Origin of the sequence: Nesterenkonia xinjiangensis, assembly GCF_013410745.1 — a bacterium.
GTDB lineage: Bacteria > Actinomycetota > Actinomycetes > Actinomycetales > Micrococcaceae > Nesterenkonia > Nesterenkonia xinjiangensis.
In genome coordinates, this window is sequence record NZ_JACCFY010000001.1 from 3,429,499 (window position 1) to 3,446,134 (window position 16,636).

A 16,636-nucleotide genomic window follows, 5' to 3' on the forward strand; every position below is an offset into this window, starting at 1 on the left:
CCACATCATGGAGGACCAGGAAGAGCATCTTCCGCCCCTGCTGACCGAGCCCGCCGACGGAGTCCCCTTCGTCATCGACACCCCGCGAGGCCTGCAGCGCTGCGCCGAGGCCCTCGCCGCAGGCACCGGACCGGTGGCGGTCGACGCGGAGCGCGCCTCGGGCTTCCGCTATGGCCAGCGGGCCTTTCTCGTGCAGCTCAAGCGTGAGGGCTCAGGACTCTGGCTGATCGACCCCGAGCCCTTCGACACGCTCATCCCGCTGCAGCGCGCCCTCGGCAGTGCGGAATGGATCCTGCACGCCGCCTCCCAGGATCTTCCCTGCCTGGCCGAGCTGGGGATGCACCCGCACGCGCTCTTCGACACCGAGCTGGGAGCCCGGCTGGCCGGGTTGCCCCGCGTCGGCCTCGGTGCCGTCGTCGAATCCCTGCTGGGCGTCCGGCTGGCCAAGGAGCACTCGGCGGCGGACTGGTCCCGACGCCCTCTGCCGCAGGACTGGCTGCGCTATGCGGCTCTGGACGTCGAGCTGCTGATCGAGCTGCGCTCCTCGCTCAGCCAGATGCTCGAGGAGCAGGGAAAGACGGACTGGGCGGCCCAGGAGTTCGAGCATGTGCGGACGCATCGACCGGCCGCGGTCCCGAGGAAGGACCGATGGCGCAAGACCACCGGGATCAACAAGCTGAAGAGTCCGCGCCGCCTGGCAGCCCTGCGCGAGCTGTGGCGCGCCCGCGAGCACCTGGCCGAGCAGAAGGACATCGCCCCGGGCCACGTGCTCCCCGACTCTGCGTTGGTCGCCGCGGCCCAGGACATGCCCGGGACCGTGCCGCAGCTGTTGGGAGTGCCGGGATTCCACGGGCGTGCCGCCAAACGGGAAGCCCCGCGATGGCTGCGGGCGGTCAAAGCCGGGGCGGCGTCCGAGGACCTTCCTGAACTGCAGCGCCGCACCGGCGCTCCCCCTCCTCCGCGCTCCTGGAAGGACCGGAATCCGCTGGCCTTCCGCCGGTACCGCACGGCCCGGGAGCGCCTGGTCCGGCAGGCCGAGAGGCTGGAGGTCATGTCAGAGATCCTGCTGACTCCGGCGGTGCTCAAGCAGGTCTGCTGGGAACCTCCGGAGCCGATCGATCTCGAGACGGTCGCAGCAGCTCTGGCCGAGCTGGGCGCCCGTCCATGGCAGGTGGAGCAGGCCGCGGCCATCGTCACGGTCGCTCTGCTGGACCCGGACCGTCTGGACGATCTCTGAGGCAGCCGACGAAGGCGCTGGCCAGGTGAGCTACTCGTCGGTAGCATGTGATGCAGAACGCATTCTTCCCTGACGACGACGCTGTGGAGGCACCCATGAACGCGCAGTCCGCCCGCTCCAGCTCCGCCGGAACCGACCGGCAGGCCATCACCCCCGCACAGACCGACTTCTCCGGCTACGCCGCCCTTGCGGAGGCCTTCTCCGACGAGGTGCTCACGCACAGCCGGGTCGAGGACGTCGCACTTCCCGACGACGCCGGCACCCTGGCGCTCATCCGGCTCGACAATGATGCGCCGAAAAGGCCCACCACGCTCGGACCGAACTCGCTCATCGCGTTCGGCGAAGCCGTGGCCGCTCAGCTGCCCCGTGCTGAGTCCGGCGAGATCGTCGGCCTCGCCGTGATCGGCAAGCCCGGATACCTGGTGGCCGGCGCGGATCTCGGCGCGGTCAACACCATCGAATCCTCGGAGCTCGCCCGAAACATGGCTGAGCTGGGCCATCAGGCCTACAACCTGCTCGAAGACTTCCCGGTGCCCAGCTTCGCCTTCATCAACGGCACCGCTCTGGGCGGCGGTCTGGAGATCGCACTGGCGGCCCAGTGGCGCACCGTCTCCACGGGCGCCAAGGCGCTCTCCCTGCCAGAGGCCTTCCTGGGGCTCATCCCCGGATGGGGCGGTGTGTACCGCCTGCCCCGGCTCATCGGCCCCGAGGCGGCCGCGCAGGTGATCTTCAGCAATGCGCTGGCCAACAACCGCACACTCAAGGGCCCGCAGGCCTATGAGCTGGGAATCGCCGACGCCCTGCTCGGGGCCGACGACTTCGAGCAGGAGTCCCTGGCCTTCGCGGCCAGGGTCATCTCCGAGGACCCCGAGACGCTGACCTCACTGACGCGACACCGGGACCGTGACACCTCCGAGGAGGCCTGGGAGCGCGCCGTGGGCTCCGCCCGCAGGACCGTGGCCACGAAGACCGGAGAGTCTGCGCCCGCCCCGGTGAAGGCGCTGGAGGTCTTCACCGCCGGCAAGGATCTGGATCGGGAGCAGGATCGGGTCGCCGAATGCGATGCGCTGGCCGAGCTCATGGTGACCGCCGAGTTCGCCAACACCGTCTACGCCTTCCTGGAGCTGGTCCAGAAGCGCGCCAAGCGTCCGGCCGGAGTGCCGGAGACGGCTCCGCGTCAGGTCGGTAAGGTCGGCATCGTCGGGGCCGGGCTGATGGCCTCTCAGCTCGCCATGGTCTTCGCCCAGCACCTGCAGGTGCCCGTGGTGATGACCGACGTCGACGACGCCCGCGTGGCCAAGGGCCTGGACTTCGTCTCCTCCCAGGTGGAGAAGCTGCAGACGAAGGGCAGGCTGAGCGCCGATCAGGCCGCAGGCCTCAAAAGCCTGGTCACCGGCTCCACGGACAAGTCCGTCTACGCGGACGCCGATTTCATCATCGAGGCGGTCTTCGAGGAGATCGGGGTGAAGAAGCAGGTCTTCGCGGAGCTGGAGGAGATCGTCCCTGCCGAGACGATCCTGGCCACGAACACCTCCTCCCTGTCGGTCACGGAGATGGCCGCCGATCTGCGGCACCCTGAGCGGGTCATCGGTTTTCACTTCTTCAACCCGGTCGCCGTGATGCCGCTGATCGAGATCGCCCGGACCCCGCAGACCGCTGACGAGCCGATCGCCACGGCCTTCGACCTTGCCGCACGGCTGCGCAAGACCCCGGTGCTGACCACCGACTCGGCCGCGTTCGTGGTCAACCGGATCCTGCTGCGCCTCATGGCCGAGGTCCAGAAGGCGTTCGATGAGGGCACCGACGCGGCCACTGCGGACCAGGCACTGCGTCCGATCGGCCTGCCGATGACGCCGTTCACCCTCCTGGCCATGGTGGGCATCCCGGTGGCCCAGCACGTGACCGAGTCGCTGCACGCAGCGTTCGGTGAGAGGTTCCATGTCTCGGACAATCTGCAGCGACTCATCGAGGCAGGCGTCACCGAGATCTGGAGCACCGACGAGGATGGCCGCCCGTACATCAAGGAGGAGACGCTGGCGCTCATCGAGGTGGGCGACTCCCCGCGCACCGGCGAGCAGCTGCTCCACGACGTCGAGGACGCCCTGGCCCAGGAGATCGGTCTGATGCTCACCGAGGGTGTGGTCAGCTCGCCGAAGGACATCGATCTGTGCATGATCCTCGGGGCCGCCTGGCCGATGCACCGCGGCGGCATCACTCCCTACCTGGATCAGATCGGCGCCAGCGCGAGGATCAACGGCCGCACCTTCCACTGAGGTCGGCCCCACAGTCGATCAGCTCGGCCCGGCAGGTGGGCGCGGCACTGCGTTCCTGGTCCCGGTAGACTCGGGACCGATGAGTGACACATGCTGCGCCCGCCGGGCCTTTCTCCGCTCCACCGCTGCCGGGGCCGTCGGCCTGACCGGGCTCTCACTGGCAGCCTGCGGCGGCGGCACGGAGGACTCCGAGTCCGCGGGCGAGGCCGTGCATCCCGGCGACACGTGGGAATCGGTGCTCGCGGCCGAGGAGCTGCCGCCGGGAGCCTCCACGTCAGCCAGCGTCGGAGAGCATGACCTTCTGCTGCACCGCAGCGGCGAGGAAGAGGTGCACGCCTTCACGTCCGTCTGCACCCACCAGGGATGCACGGTGGAGGCTGAGGACGAGCGGTTCCCCTGCCCCTGCCATGGCTCCGTCTTCGCCGTCGACTCGGGCGAGCCGATCTCTGGGCCCGCGACCCGCCCCCTGACCCGGTTCGAGGCGGAGATCACCGACGGCGAAATTCGTGTGCTGATCTGAGCAGTACGACCCTCTGAGGAGCCCGGACCGGAGGCGGATCCGTGCGATCAGGATCAGCCGATGCGGATACGCACCTTCGAGGCCGGCACATCCGTTCCGCGGATGGCTCCGCGCACCGCGTCTCCAGCCTTGCGCCGATGCAGTGTGCGGCCGCTCATGACCAACGCCGAGACACCGTCGAACTCCGCCGGCTCAGGATCGCTCAACGCACCCAGGCCGCGCCAGGCCAGGGTGGTCAGCACCGTGGCGTGCACGGTGTCCGCGTTCCGCCGTTCCGCAGCCGAAGGCTCCGGGCCCTTCAGCGGGACAGCCACCACCAGCTCGGAGGTCTCCTCCTCGGACACCTCGCGGTAGCCGTCGGCCGCACACTGGGCGGTGAAGCTCTCCAGCAGCATCTGAGCCTCCTCGGGCTGCGCCTTCTCGGCGGTCAGCGTGCCGTTGACGCCCACCGCACCGTGATGGACCACGAACTCGCCGGCGGCCTCGTCGAACCAGGCCTCGCGATACTGCCAGCCTGACGGCTCGGCGGGACGGAACAGACTGATCATGGAGCCTCCGGAAGGACTGGGCCGCACGGAGGTCCCGAGCGGCGGGAAGTGTGAGCTGGTCAGGGGTAGGTTCAGGTGTCCCGGCTGAAGGGGAAGCTGGGGATCTCTCCCGTGGGGAGGTCCTCCCCGGGTAGCGGGCGGGCGAAAGGCACCTTAGTGCCCAGCACCTGGGCCACGGTGTCCTGGGCGATCTGGGCGGAGGTCAGTCCGACCCGTGCGAGCACCTCGCCCCGCGATCCATGCGAGAGGAACTCCACCGGCAGACCCACCTCGTTGAGAGCGGTGTCGACTCCGGCCTCACGCATGGTCTGACGGATCCGCGACCCGACGCCGCCGGCCTTCACCCCGTCCTCGGCGCACACCACGATGCGGTGCCTCGCCGCCAGGGAGACCACGGTGTCCGGCACCGGCAGCACCCATCGCGGGTCGACCACCGTGGAGGTGATGCCCTGGTCGGCGAGTCGCCGAGCGACGTCGAGAGACAGTTCAGCCATCGTGCCGACCGAGACGATCAGCACGTCGTTGCTGTAGGCGCCGTCGTCGTCGGTCTGGCCATGGAGCACCTCCACGCCGTCGTCGAACCGATGCAGGGCGTCGATCTCGCCGTTGACCGAGCCCTTGGAGAAACGGACCACCGTAGGAGCGTCGTCAACCGCCACTGCCTCACGCAGCTCTTCACGCAGCCGCGTCGAGTCACGTGGTGCGGCGATCTGCAGCCCCGGGACGATCTGCAGGAGGGAGAGGTCCCACATGCCGTGATGGCTGGGGCCGTCCGGACCGGTGACCCCTGCGCGGTCGAGGACCAGGGTGACTCCCGCCTTGTGGAGCGCGACATCCATGAGCAGCTGGTCGAAGGCCCGGTTGAGGAAGGTCGCGTAGAGGGCCACCACCGGGTGCAGCCCCCCATAGGCCAGCCCGGCCGCAGAGGTGACGGCGTGCTGCTCGGCGATGCCGACGTCGAAGACCCGCTCCGGGTGCTTCTGGGCGAAGCTGCGCAGCCCTACGGGGTTGAGCATCGCTCCGGTGAGCGCGACGACGTCGGGACGCTCGTCGGCGATGGCAGTGATCTCCTCCTCGAAGACCGAGGTCCAGGACCGTGCGGCCCCCCGCGAGACAGGCTCGCCGGTCTCCGGGTCGATCACCCCGACGGCATGGAACTGGTCCTTCTCGTCCGCGCGGGCCGGTGCATAGCCGCGACCCTTTTCCGTGAGGGCATGGACGATGACCGGGCCGCCATAGTTCTTGGCGTCCTGGAGAGCCTCCTCCATGGAGCGTTGATCATGGCCGTCCACCGGGCCGATGTATTTCATGCCCAGGTCCTCGAAGAGGCCCTGCGGTGACCAAAAGTCTTTGGCGCCCTTCTTCGCCGCATGCAGGCTGCGGTAGACCATCTGGCTGACCGGCCCCCCATGTTGCAGACGCTGCTTGGTGCCGTCCATCGTCCTCTCGTAGACGTGGTGTGTGCGCAGCTTGTCGAGGAAGCCGCGGCGCAGCCGACCCAGCTGGTCGGCGAGCCCGCCGACTGTCGGAGCGTAGGAGCGACCGTTGTCGTTGACGACGATGATCACTCGACGGTCCTTGTCCGCGGCGATGTTGTTCAGCGCCTCCCAGGCCATGCCGCCGGTCAGCGCTCCGTCCCCGATGACGGCGACGACGGACCGGTCGTCCTCTCCGCTGAGGACCCGGGCCTTGGAGATCCCGTCGGCCCAGGACAGCGACGAGGAGGCGTGGGAGGACTCGACGACGTCGTGGATGGACTCCGCCCGATCGGGGTACCCCGCCAGCCCTCCCTGCTGCCGCAGGGTGGAGAAGTCCTGACGCCCGGTCACCAGCTTGTGGATGTAGGACTGGTGTCCGGTGTCGAAGATGATCGAGTCACGAGGCGAGTCGAAGATGCGATGGATCGCCAGGGTCAGCTCCACCACGCCGAGGTTGGGGCCCAGATGCCCGCCCGTCCTGGAGACGTTGTCGATGAGGAACTGCCGGATCTCCGCGGACAGCCGTTCCAGCTGCTCATCGGACAGCCGGGTCAGATCCTGGGGAGACCTGATGGTCTCCAGAATGGTCTTCACGGACTCGATCCCTCCCATGCGATCAGGCTTCCTGCGATTCTACCGTCCGTCGTCCCGGATCCCGCACCCGCAGGACGCCGACGGCGGGCGGCCCAGAGTCTCCCCTGGCCCGCCCGCCGTCGCTCCGGCGGCTTCCGCCGCCTCGATCAGCCGGTCACTTCACCAGCTGGCGCAGCACGTACTGCAGGATGCCGCCGTTGCGGTAGTAGTCCGCCTCGCCGGGGGTGTCGATCCGGACCACCGCGTCGAAGGACACCTCGGTGCCGTCCTCCTTGGTGGCGGTGACCGTCACGGTCTCCGGGGTGGTGCCCTCGTTCAGCGCCGTGATGCCCGAGATGCCGAAGGTCTCGAAGCCGGTCAGGCCCAGAGTGTCGGCGGTCTCGCCCTCCGGGAACTGCAGCGGGAGCACGCCCATGCCGATGAGGTTCGACCGGTGGATGCGCTCGAAGGACTCGGTGATGACCGCTCGGACCCCGAGCAGCTTGGTGCCCTTGGCCGCCCAGTCACGCGACGAGCCTGAGCCGTACTCCTTGCCGCCGAGCACGACCAGCGGCGTGCCTGCCTCCTGGTAGTTCATCGCGGCGTCGTAGACGTAGGCCTGCGGGGCGCCGTCCTGGGTGAAGTCCCGGGTGAAACCCCCCTCGACGTCGTCGAGGAGCTCGTTCTTGATCCGGATGTTGGCGAAGGTGCCCCGGATCATGACCTCGTGGTTGCCGCGCCGGGAGCCGTAGGAGTTGAAGTTCTTGCGCTCCACGCCGTTCTCCAGCAGATAGCGTCCCGCTGGGGTGTCCGATTTGAAGGACCCTGCGGGGGAGATGTGGTCAGTCGTCACGGAGTCGCCGAGCTTCAGCAGCACCCGGGCGTCGGTGATGTCCTCAACCGGGGAGGCCTCCAGCTGCATGCCGTCGAAGTACGGGGCCTTCCGCACATAGGTGGAGCTCTCGTCCCAGGCGAAGGTCGAGCCCTCCGGGGTGTCCAGCGCCGTCCAGCGGTGGTCACCGTCGAAGACGGTGTCGTACTTCGAGGTGAACATCTGCGTGTCGATGGACTCGTCGATGATCCTCTGGACTTCGACGGGGTCGGGCCAGATGTCGCGCAGGAAGACGTCACCGCCGTCGGCGTCCTGGCCCAGCGGTTCGTTCTCGAAGTCGAAGTCCATCGTGCCGGCCAGCGCGTAGGCGACCACCAGCGGCGGGGAGGCCAGGTAGTTCATCTTCACGTCGGGGTTGATGCGGCCCTCGAAGTTCCGGTTTCCGGAGAGCACCGAGGTCACGGCGAGGTCCTCGTCCTGGACCTTCTGGGAGATCTCCTCCTCCAGGGGACCCGAGTTGCCGATGCAGGTGGTGCAGCCGTAGCCGACCACGAAGAACCCGATCTTCTCCAGGTACTCGATCAGGCCTGACTTCTCGTAGTAGTCGGTAACGACCTTCGATCCCGGGGCGATGGAGGTCTTCACCCAGGGCTTCTGCGTGAGGCCCTTCTCCACCGCGTTGCGCGCCAGCACACCTGCGGCGAGCATGACATTGGGGTTGGAGGTGTTCGTGCAGGACGTGATCGACGCGATGGAGACCGCACCATGGTCCAGGGTGAACTCACGGCCGTCGGGCATCGAGATGCCCACCGGCTTGGACGGGCGGCCCACCACGGGTCCGCTGTCGTCGTGGCGCGGACGGTCCTTGGCGTCCTGCTCCTCGTCGGCGGCGTGCGCCGGAGCGTCGGAGGCCGGGAAGGAGGCCGCGGAGGCGGCGTCGGCGTGGCCGTTGGTGGAGGTGTCGACCGTGTGCTCCACGTAGTTGTGGATGTCCTTGCGGAACTGCTGCTTCGCGTCGGTGAGCTCGATGCGGTCCTGCGGACGCTTCGGTCCCGAGATGGACGGCACCACGGTGGAGAGGTCCAGCTCGAGGTACTCCGAGAAGCGCAGCTCGCGCGACGCGTCGTGCCACATGCCCTGCTCCTTGGCGTAGGCCTCCACGAGGGCGAGCTGCTCCTCGGTGCGGCCGGTCAGGCGCAGGTAGTCGATGGTGACCTCGTCGACAGGGAACATGGCCGCGGTGGAACCGAACTCCGGGGACATGTTGCCGATGGTGGCGCGGTTGGCCAGCGGCACCGCAGCGACGCCCTCGCCGTAGAACTCGACGAACTTCCCGACCACGCCGTGCTCGCGGAGCATCTGGGTGATGGTGAGGACGACGTCGGTGGCCGTCGCGCCGGCCGGGATCTCACCGGAGAGCTTGAAGCCGACCACGCGCGGGATCAGCATGGAGATCGGCTGGCCGAGCATCGCAGCCTCGGCCTCGATGCCGCCCACGCCCCAGCCCAGCACGCCCAGGCCGTTCTCCATCGTGGTGTGCGAATCGGTGCCCACGCAGGTGTCCGGGTAGGCGCGCAGCACGCCGTCGATCTCCCGGGTCATCACCACACGGGCCAGGTTCTCGATGTTGACCTGGTGCACGATGCCCATGCCCGGGGGCACGACCTTGAAGTCGTCGAAGGCCATCTGACCCCAGCGCAGGAACTGATACCGTTCGCCGTTGCGCTGGTACTCGATGTCCATGTTGCGCTCGATCGCGTCCGAATTGCCGAAGGAGTCGATCTGCACGGAGTGGTCGATGACCATCTCGGCCGGCGCCAGCGGGTTGATCTGGTCCGGGTTGCCGCCGAGATCGGCCACAGCCTCGCGCATGGTCGCCAGGTCCACCACGCAGGGCACGCCCGTGAAGTCCTGCATCAGCACCCGGCCTGGGGTGAACTGGATCTCAGTGTTGGGCTGTGCCTTCGCGTCCCACTGCCCGATGGCCGTGATGTGCTCGGCCGTCACATTCGCCCCGTCCTCAGTGCGCAGAAGGTTCTCCAGGAGGACCTTCAGGCTGTAGGGCAGGGAGTCGTACCCCTCCACAGTGTTGAGGCGGAAGATTTCATAGTCGGCGCCGTTGACGTTGAGAACGCCTTTTGCTCCGAAGCTGTCCACAGTGCTCACGCGGGACTCCTCTGTAGTTGCCAGACGGACACGGTCCGGCGGCGCACGGCCCCCGGACTACGGGCGCTGAGGTATCTCACATGGCGGAGTCTCCGGTGCCGGCCTCGGTCGCCCCGTGGACGCAGCGACGCTCAACAGTGAGCACGACGGCGATCTCGGGTCAGTGGTGCGACCGGGCCTGAGCACGCGGTCCCTCCTCCAGCGCTCAGAGCCGTATCGCTGTCCATCCTACTCGGTCGTCATGCGCTGAGGAGACTCGTGTCGGAACGACCGCGCCGTGCACAGTGACGGCACGGGAAGACACGGGGACGACACGGGGACGACACTGACCAGGAGCTGCTCCACCTCCCTGGATCAGCGCTCGAACAGGGCCACCGACTCCATGTGGTGGGTGTTCGGGTAGAGATCGAGGACTTGGAGGTCCGCAAGTCGCCATCCACGGGCCAGGAGGTCCTTCGCGTCGCGAGCGAAGGAGGCAGGTTCGCAGGACACGTAGACGATCTGTCGTGGGCCGGCCACGTCCAATCCGGCGATGACCTTCTTCCCCGCACCGGCACGCGGCGGATCCAGCAGGACCACGTCATGGCCGCAGAGTGAGTCCAGCACACGCTCCACCGCTGCTCGCTCCACGCTCACCTGCGAGGAAGTCGCGAAGAGCTCACGGGCTGAGGCGCTGGAGCCCGGGGCCGCCTCGACGCTGACCACTCGTCCCTCCGCGCCGGTCCGCTCGGCCGCCCAGGCGCTGAAGAGCCCGGCCCCGGCATAGAGGTCGGCCACCGAGCCCCCCGCCCCGAGGGAGACCATCTCGTCGACGGTGCGCACCAGCGCATCGGGCGCGTGCCGGTGGATCTGCCAGAAGCCTTCGGGGCGCAGCGGCACAAAATGGCGTACCTCGCCGGCATCCGTGGTCAGCGGCACCGGAAGCGGCTCCTCGACGGTGCGCCCTCCCAGGACCACCTCATACTCGACCACCGTGGGCACCTGAGGTGCGGCCAGCCGCTCACCCCGAGCCCGCCCGCGGGCACCGTTGCGTGCGCCCTGTCGGGACCCGCGGCCGCCTGCGCTGCTCGGATCCCCGGAGGTGCTGTCTCCGGCGCGCGCGTCGTCTGCCCGGCCCAGGGCCAGCACGATGGTCTGAACGGTCGGCTCGATCTCCGCGATGCGCAGGAGCCGCTCTCGCAGTCCTGCCTCAGCGGCCCGATGCTGCTGGGCGTGGACCACCAGGGCCAGCGGAGCCCGCCCGCCCGGAGCCACGACGTCGACCCGTTCCGCACCGGTGAAGTCTCCGCCGAAGAGTCGGGACTCGTGGATGGCCTCGACGGCCAACGGCATGCCGCGCAGATCGATGAGCTGGTGGCTGCGGTAGGGCTTCATGCTCAGCACGCCGTGATCGTTGATGCCGAAGCTCACCCGGGTGCGCCAGTGCAGGCCGTTGCTGTGCCGCTCTCCGACGTCGGCCACATGGATCTCCCCGTCGGCGGGGCCATGGGCCAGGGCGAGGTCCTGCAGTGCGATGCCCCCGATGCGCTGGAGGGTGTCTCGGAAGACCTGGGCCTTGACCCTCCGCTGGTGCTGATCGGTGATATGTCCGTACTCGGCGCCGCCCACCGGCAGCCGGTCCATCTCATGGGCGCGCAGGGCGTCGGCCAGCTTCCAGATGTGGCGGCGGCGATAGTCCGAGGCCGCGAGCACCTCGATGACGTCTGCGCGCCAGAACTTGGCCTGCGGCCCGGAGTCGGTGACCCGGGCTTGCACGACTTCACCGGGAATGGCGTGCCGGACGAAGATGACGCGGCCCTCGTGGCGGGCCACGCAATGACCACCATGGGCCATCGGGCCCACGTCGAGGGTGAGCACCTGCTGCGAGTTCGTGGTGCGTGCGGTCTGACCGGTCATGGGCTCAGGTCACCGCCCCACCGGTGCGCGGAGCGGGAACCGCCGAGGGGCGGGTGATCATCCAGGCGATCCACAGCGCCAGTGCATAGAGGGGAAGCCCCATCACGAGGCGGGCGGTGCCCAGCGCGACGACGGCGTCGGAGAGGTAGAGCGGGAGCTGGACCATCAGCCGCAGCGCCAGCACCCCGGTGACGATCCACGTGGCCAGGGCGTAGCGCCGTCGGCGTTCGTCGTCCTGCCGCCAGGTGACGCCCTCACCGCGGATGAAGCCGAAGAGGATGCCCAGGAAGGGCCAGCGCACTGCGATCGAGAGGGCGAAGCCTGCGATGTAGGCAGCATTGGTGAGGAATCCCCACAGGTAGAAGTCGCGGGCCTCACCGGTCTGCTGGGCCACGAAGGCACAGAGCACGATGACTGCGAGGCCAGAGAGGGACTGCACCAACGGGCCCCGCTGCATCAGGCGGGCGATGGTGAACAGCACGCCGAGGGCCACCGCCACGAGTGAGGAGCTCAGCAGGTCCTCGGTGATGACGAAGACCGTGAGGAACGCGGCGGCGGGCACCGAGGCCTCCACGAGGCCCCGCACCCCGCCGATGGAGGCCATCACGTCCAGGGAGCCGTCGTCGTGGGTGCGCATCCGGGAGGCGGCCGACTCGGAGAGCCGCTCGCCGAACTCCCCGGCGCCGGGCTCGGTCTCCGCGGGGGTGCCCTGCGGGCCCTCGGCCCGTGGCACGCCCCGGTGCGCCTGATCCGCCTGACGCACGTCGTCGTCCGGCTCACCGGGCGTGTCAGCCCGTGCCGATGAGTCTGTCATCACTGTCGCCTGTGCCTCCCCCTGTGCTGGTCCCCCCGCCGTGCGGGAGACCCCGCCGGCCTGCTCATCACACATCGGGCGTTCTCAGCCCTGGCCCGAGCCGTCCGCCCGTCCTGGACCGCGGGCCGCCCTGTCCTGCTCCTGCGGTCGCACCCCGTTCGCGGCGGGCTGAGCCTCTCCGCCCACTCCGCCGACGGCCGCCGCAGCCGGGTTCGGACCGGGAGCGGCATCCCGTCGCTGCGCCGGGTTCCGCGGAACCACCACACGCTTCGCGCCCTCGGGAGGTCGGAGGGCCAGCAGCTCACGCGGCGGCAGAGGGTCTTCTCCGCGGACGACCACGAGGCGGGAGAAGAGATCCTCCACGCCCTGGGCGGCCTTGGGATCGATGGCACCGCGGCCTCCGACGACTCCCCGGAGGAACCAGCGATTCCCCTCGAACCCGATGAAGCGGGCCACCCGCCAGCCGGAACGGCCGTCCTTGAGGGTGGTGGGCACGCGGGCGGCGATCTCCTTGCCGAAGCGGCCGTCGAGCGCCTTGATGCGGCCCTTCTGCTTGATCACCGAGTCCTGGATCTGCTCACGGACCTCGTCCCAGGTTCCGCCGGACTTGGGCGCGGAGAACGGCTGGATCTGGATGCTGGCCTCGCCGACCGAGATGGTCAGCGCCACCACTCGCTTGGTCTTCTGATCGATGTCGAGCCGGACCTTCTGCTCCTTGCCCGCTGGCACGAGCAGGGCGCCGAAATCGATGTAGCCCTTGGTCGACTTGACCTCGGTGACGTCATAGGGGCCCGCGCCGGCGATGCTCTCGACGGCATCCCCCTCTGCGGCGACGCCCTTGGCAGAAGCCGCTCCCGTCTCCTCGGCCCCGGACCGGGAGGGGCCCGGTTCCGCCGCGGTCTGCGTGCTCTCGTCGGCGGAGGTCTTCGTGGACACATCGGCGACGCCGGCGGCATCGGGGCCGGCAGCGGCCGCCGGATCCTCCTCGCGGAGGGCCTCCTGGATGGTGGCGGGCTTGGGCGCCTGCGCCTCCGTGGACTTCTTCCGTCGTCCGAAGATCATGCTGAAGTTCCTCTATTCCTCGGGAGTCACGTGCCGGTGGAGCCGAAGCCGCCCGCGCCGCGGACACTGTCGTCCAGCTCGTCGACAGGCACGAACTCGGCCTGCGCGACCCGCTGGATGACGAGCTGCGCGATGCGGTCTCCACGACAGAAGCTCACCGGAGTCGAACGGTCGGTGTTCACCAGACACACCTTGAGCTCTCCACGATACCCAGCATCGATGGTTCCCGGCGTGTTGACAAGGGTGATTCCGTGTTTCACGGCGAGACCGCTGCGCGGATGCACCAGGCCGACCCACCCCTGCGGGACGGCCACCGCGACCCCGGTGGGGACCAGACGACGTTCCCCCGGCTCCAGGGTGAAGTCCTCGGCGCTGACGAGGTCCGCTCCGGCATCCCCGGGGTGGGCGTAGTTCGGGAGGGGCAGCCCGTGGTCGAGCTGGCGGATCGGCACTTTCACCCGGTCCGGCACGTCGGTGACCGGGGCGGGCTCGTGAGCGTGCTCATGCGTGGACGTGGTCATCGGTGGTGCTCTCTCCTCGGGTGGGCGGCGACCCCTCGAGTCTACTCACCTCGACTCCCCTCGACACGGCCGGCGGAGCCTCCCCCGCACGGACGGAGCCCGGCCGGCCGGTTCCTCGCCCACCGGCATTCCGTGAGAAGCTTGAGAGCATGACGACCCATTCTCCGAGCTATTCCGAGAAGCTCTGGCCGGCGTGGTGGATCTGGCTCGTCGCGGTCATCATCGGAGCCTCGGTCTCGCTGATCTTCTTCCCGATCAGCATCGGCCTCGGCCTGGTGGTCATGGTGATCGGCATGGCGCTGCTGCTCTTCGCCCTGGTGATCACGACCCCGCGGCTCGAGGTCTCCGACGGGTGGCTCACCGCCGGCCGTGCCCGCATCGACCTGGAGCACGTGGGCATGGTGGTCGGTCACCGCGGCCCGGCCGCCCGCGAGCAGCTCGGTCCCGGCTTCGACGCCCGGTCCTATCAGTGCATCCGCGGGTGGATCGACCCCGTGCTCACCGTGCAGATCATCGATCCGGAGGATGCGACTCCGTATTGGATCGTCTCCACCCGAGACCCGGAGGCCGTGCTGGCCGCGCTCGGTTCCACGGAGCCGATCCGGGAGACCGGGGTCAGCGTGACCGACTGAGCCGATCGTGCACCCCGTGCGTCGGCTGAGACACCACGAGACCAGACTGATGGAGGCCCCGTCCCGGATCATCCGGGACGGGGCCTCCATCAGTCTGCGACCGCTGGCTGCGCCGTGAGGTCAGCTGTCGCAGTCCCTGCAGATGAACATGCCGTTCTCCTCGCGGGAGACCTGGGAACGGTGACGCACCAGGAAGCACTCCCCGCAGGTGAACTCATCGGACTGGGCGGGCAGCACCCGCACCTGCAGCTCCTCGTCCGAGAGGTCCGCGCCGGGGAGCTCGAAGCCCTCAGCGGCCTCGGCCTCATCTTCGTCGACGACGGCAGACTGTCGATTGGTCTGCTGATTCTTCAGTTCCTCGATGGAGTCTTCGTTGACGTCGTCGTCGTTCTTGCGCGGCGCATCGTAGTCGGTTGCCATGAGGGTCGCTCCACACTCCGAGAGTTGAATTCCTGTCGCGCGGCCACCGGCCACCACCAGTGCCTCCGGCGCGATTTGTCGGACAGATTGTGTCGTATCAGTCCCCCTGTGCCAAATCCAGGACGCCATGTTGAGCCGTGGGCGGAAGCGGTCGGACCGCACCGGTGTCCACGGACCTCATCTGGAGTCCAGAGCAGGCACAGGAGCACCCCTAGGAGACACTGTTGAGGCACAAGGTTCAAGTTCTGCTCCATCGGAGTCAGGAGGTCACCGGCGTCCCGCGCTACAGTGACCCCTGGACCACATCCATCAGGACGACGACTGCCGACCACTGGCAGGAGGAAGCATCGATGCAGCAGCTGCGGATCATGGGCGTGACGGAAGAGGACTCCGACGAGACGCTCGTCCTCGCGGACGAGGAGGGCCAGGAATACGCCCTGCCCGTGGACGAGGCGCTGCGCACGGCGGTGGCGCGGCGCTCTACGCGCCCAGCGCACCTCACCACACGAGCCGAGGACGCACGCGCCCCGATGACCGTCCGTGAGGTCCAGGCCCGGCTGCGCGCCGGCGCGACCGTGGAGCAGATGGTCGCTGAATCGGGATTGGACCCCGCCCGGGTGGAGCGCTACGCAGGCCCGGTGCAGGCCGAGCGCGCCTACATCGCCGAGCGCGCCCGGGGCACGCAGATCTCCCCGCCGTCCTCGACGGAGCAGCATCGGATCGCCTTCGGCGACGCCCCGGCCACGCTGCAGGCCATGGTCCTGGTCCGGCTGCGTGCTCTCGAGGTGGACCTCGCCTCACTGGCCTGGGACGCCTGGCGTCGACAGGACGGCAACTGGCAGATCCTGTGCTGGTTCGACGCCGACGACCTCTCCGCCGGCCGTGCCCGCGTCGACGTCGATCCGCCGGCGGAGTGGGTCTTCACCCCCGAGTCACGGCATCTGCGCCCCGTGGGGCCCTGGGCGCAGACCCTGAGCAGCCTTCCTCCGGAGACCGGATCCCGCCGTGGACCTCGCCGGCTGACCGCAGTCGACGCCCCGTTCGACGTGGAGTCCTCCGCCGAGCAGCCCTCGCCCCGGCGCCGCCCCGACCGCGCGGCGGGCCCGGTGCCCGCCGACGAGCAGGACACCTCCCCCATCGATGCCGCCGCCCCGGACCCTGCAACAGCCCGACCGGCAGGCCCCTCCGTCGAGGGAGACGAGCACGAGGACCTGCTGGACGTGCTGCGCGCCCGCCGTGGCCAGCGTCTGGGCGCCGACGAGGACGCCGACGACAAACTGGCCCTGATGCTCACCCGGGACGAGCAGACTGCCGGTCAGGACGCCCCCCGTCTGCGGGCGCTGGAGGACGAGGACGGCGAGGAGCCCTCCCTGACCGAGGCCGAGCGCACTGACGCCTGGGGATTCAGCTACGGCGAGACGGTGGAGGCGCAGACCACCGAGCCTGGCGGTGATGCCGGACCCGCCTCCGGAGCGACCGGCACCCACGACACGGACCAGCCGACGACCGGCGCGGATTCCCGCGGCTCCTCAGAGTCCAGGAGCCCGGACGAGGAGGGCGCCTCCGAAGGGCGCCCGCGACCAAAGCGCACAGGCGCTCGTCGCCCGAACATGCCCCGGTGGGACGACATCCTCTTCGGATCGAAGGGCGACTGAGCTCAGCTC

13 protein-coding genes are annotated in these 16,636 nt (G+C 69.0%); 5 read left to right on the forward strand and 8 right to left on the reverse strand.

The annotated features are described in order from the left end of the window. Positions 1 to 7 precede the first annotated feature (7 nt). The 3 genes from HNR09_RS15335 to HNR09_RS15345 all read left to right on the forward strand — a co-directional run bounded on the left by HNR09_RS15335 (position 8) and on the right by HNR09_RS15345 (position 4,030). The gene (locus tag HNR09_RS15335; protein ID WP_246348904.1) at positions 8 to 1,237 is read left to right on the forward strand and encodes a ribonuclease D; all 1,230 of its coding nucleotides are present in this window, start codon (positions 8 to 10) and stop codon (positions 1,235 to 1,237) included. A 50-nt stretch (positions 1,238 to 1,287) separates the two neighbouring features. Continuing rightward, positions 1,288 to 3,510, forward strand: coding sequence for a 3-hydroxyacyl-CoA dehydrogenase NAD-binding domain-containing protein (locus HNR09_RS15340; protein WP_246348907.1), 2,223 nt, complete (start codon positions 1,288 to 1,290; stop codon positions 3,508 to 3,510). A gap of 79 nt (positions 3,511 to 3,589) precedes the next feature. Next, complete coding sequence (locus tag HNR09_RS15345) at positions 3,590 to 4,030, forward strand: Rieske (2Fe-2S) protein (RefSeq protein WP_179542818.1); 441 nt, start codon at positions 3,590 to 3,592, stop codon at positions 4,028 to 4,030. 53 nt (positions 4,031 to 4,083) lie between these two features. Here HNR09_RS15345 and HNR09_RS15350 read toward each other — a convergent pair whose 3' ends face one another. The 7 genes from HNR09_RS15350 to dut all read right to left on the reverse strand — a co-directional run bounded on the left by HNR09_RS15350 (position 4,084) and on the right by dut (position 13,920). Beyond that, positions 4,084 to 4,578: a hypothetical protein gene (locus tag HNR09_RS15350; protein WP_179542819.1), complete on the reverse strand. Its 495-nt coding sequence runs from the start codon at positions 4,576 to 4,578 to the stop codon at positions 4,084 to 4,086. 71 nt (positions 4,579 to 4,649) lie between these two features. Beyond that, positions 4,650 to 6,668 carry a 1-deoxy-D-xylulose-5-phosphate synthase gene (gene dxs, locus HNR09_RS15355; RefSeq protein WP_179542820.1) on the reverse strand — a complete coding sequence of 673 codons (2,019 nt, stop codon included), beginning with the start codon at positions 6,666 to 6,668 and terminating at the stop codon, positions 4,650 to 4,652. Between the two features lie 136 nt (positions 6,669 to 6,804). Next, the gene (locus tag HNR09_RS15360) at positions 6,805 to 9,627 is read right to left on the reverse strand and encodes an aconitate hydratase AcnA (protein ID WP_179542821.1); all 2,823 of its coding nucleotides are present in this window, start codon (positions 9,625 to 9,627) and stop codon (positions 6,805 to 6,807) included. A gap of 354 nt (positions 9,628 to 9,981) precedes the next feature. Next, positions 9,982 to 11,523: a class I SAM-dependent RNA methyltransferase gene (locus HNR09_RS15365; protein ID WP_179542822.1), complete on the reverse strand. Its 1,542-nt coding sequence runs from the start codon at positions 11,521 to 11,523 to the stop codon at positions 9,982 to 9,984. A gap of 4 nt (positions 11,524 to 11,527) precedes the next feature. Continuing rightward, complete coding sequence (locus HNR09_RS15370) at positions 11,528 to 12,337, reverse strand: DUF3159 domain-containing protein (RefSeq protein WP_179542823.1); 810 nt, start codon at positions 12,335 to 12,337, stop codon at positions 11,528 to 11,530. Positions 12,338 to 12,421: 84 nt separating this feature from the next. Then, complete coding sequence (locus tag HNR09_RS15375; RefSeq protein ID WP_179542824.1) at positions 12,422 to 13,399, reverse strand: DUF3710 domain-containing protein; 978 nt, start codon at positions 13,397 to 13,399, stop codon at positions 12,422 to 12,424. A gap of 26 nt (positions 13,400 to 13,425) precedes the next feature. Next, positions 13,426 to 13,920 carry a dUTP diphosphatase gene (gene dut / locus HNR09_RS15380; RefSeq protein ID WP_179542825.1) on the reverse strand — a complete coding sequence of 165 codons (495 nt, stop codon included), beginning with the start codon at positions 13,918 to 13,920 and terminating at the stop codon, positions 13,426 to 13,428. 149 nt (positions 13,921 to 14,069) lie between these two features. Between dut and HNR09_RS15385 the strand changes: the two genes are divergently transcribed. Then, on the forward strand, positions 14,070 to 14,552 hold the full coding sequence (locus HNR09_RS15385) for a DUF3093 domain-containing protein (protein ID WP_179542826.1): 483 nt from the start codon (positions 14,070 to 14,072) through the stop codon (positions 14,550 to 14,552). Positions 14,553 to 14,672: 120 nt separating this feature from the next. Here the strand turns inward: HNR09_RS15385 and HNR09_RS15390 are convergent, their stop codons facing one another. After that, positions 14,673 to 14,972, reverse strand: a complete 300-nt coding sequence (locus tag HNR09_RS15390; RefSeq protein WP_179542827.1) for a DUF4193 domain-containing protein — start codon at positions 14,970 to 14,972, stop codon at positions 14,673 to 14,675. A 224-nt stretch (positions 14,973 to 15,196) separates the two neighbouring features. Between HNR09_RS15390 and sepH the strand changes: the two genes are divergently transcribed. Further along, complete coding sequence (sepH, locus tag HNR09_RS15395) at positions 15,197 to 16,627, forward strand: septation protein SepH (protein WP_179542828.1); 1,431 nt, start codon at positions 15,197 to 15,199, stop codon at positions 16,625 to 16,627. The last annotated feature ends 9 nt before the right edge of the window (positions 16,628 to 16,636 follow it).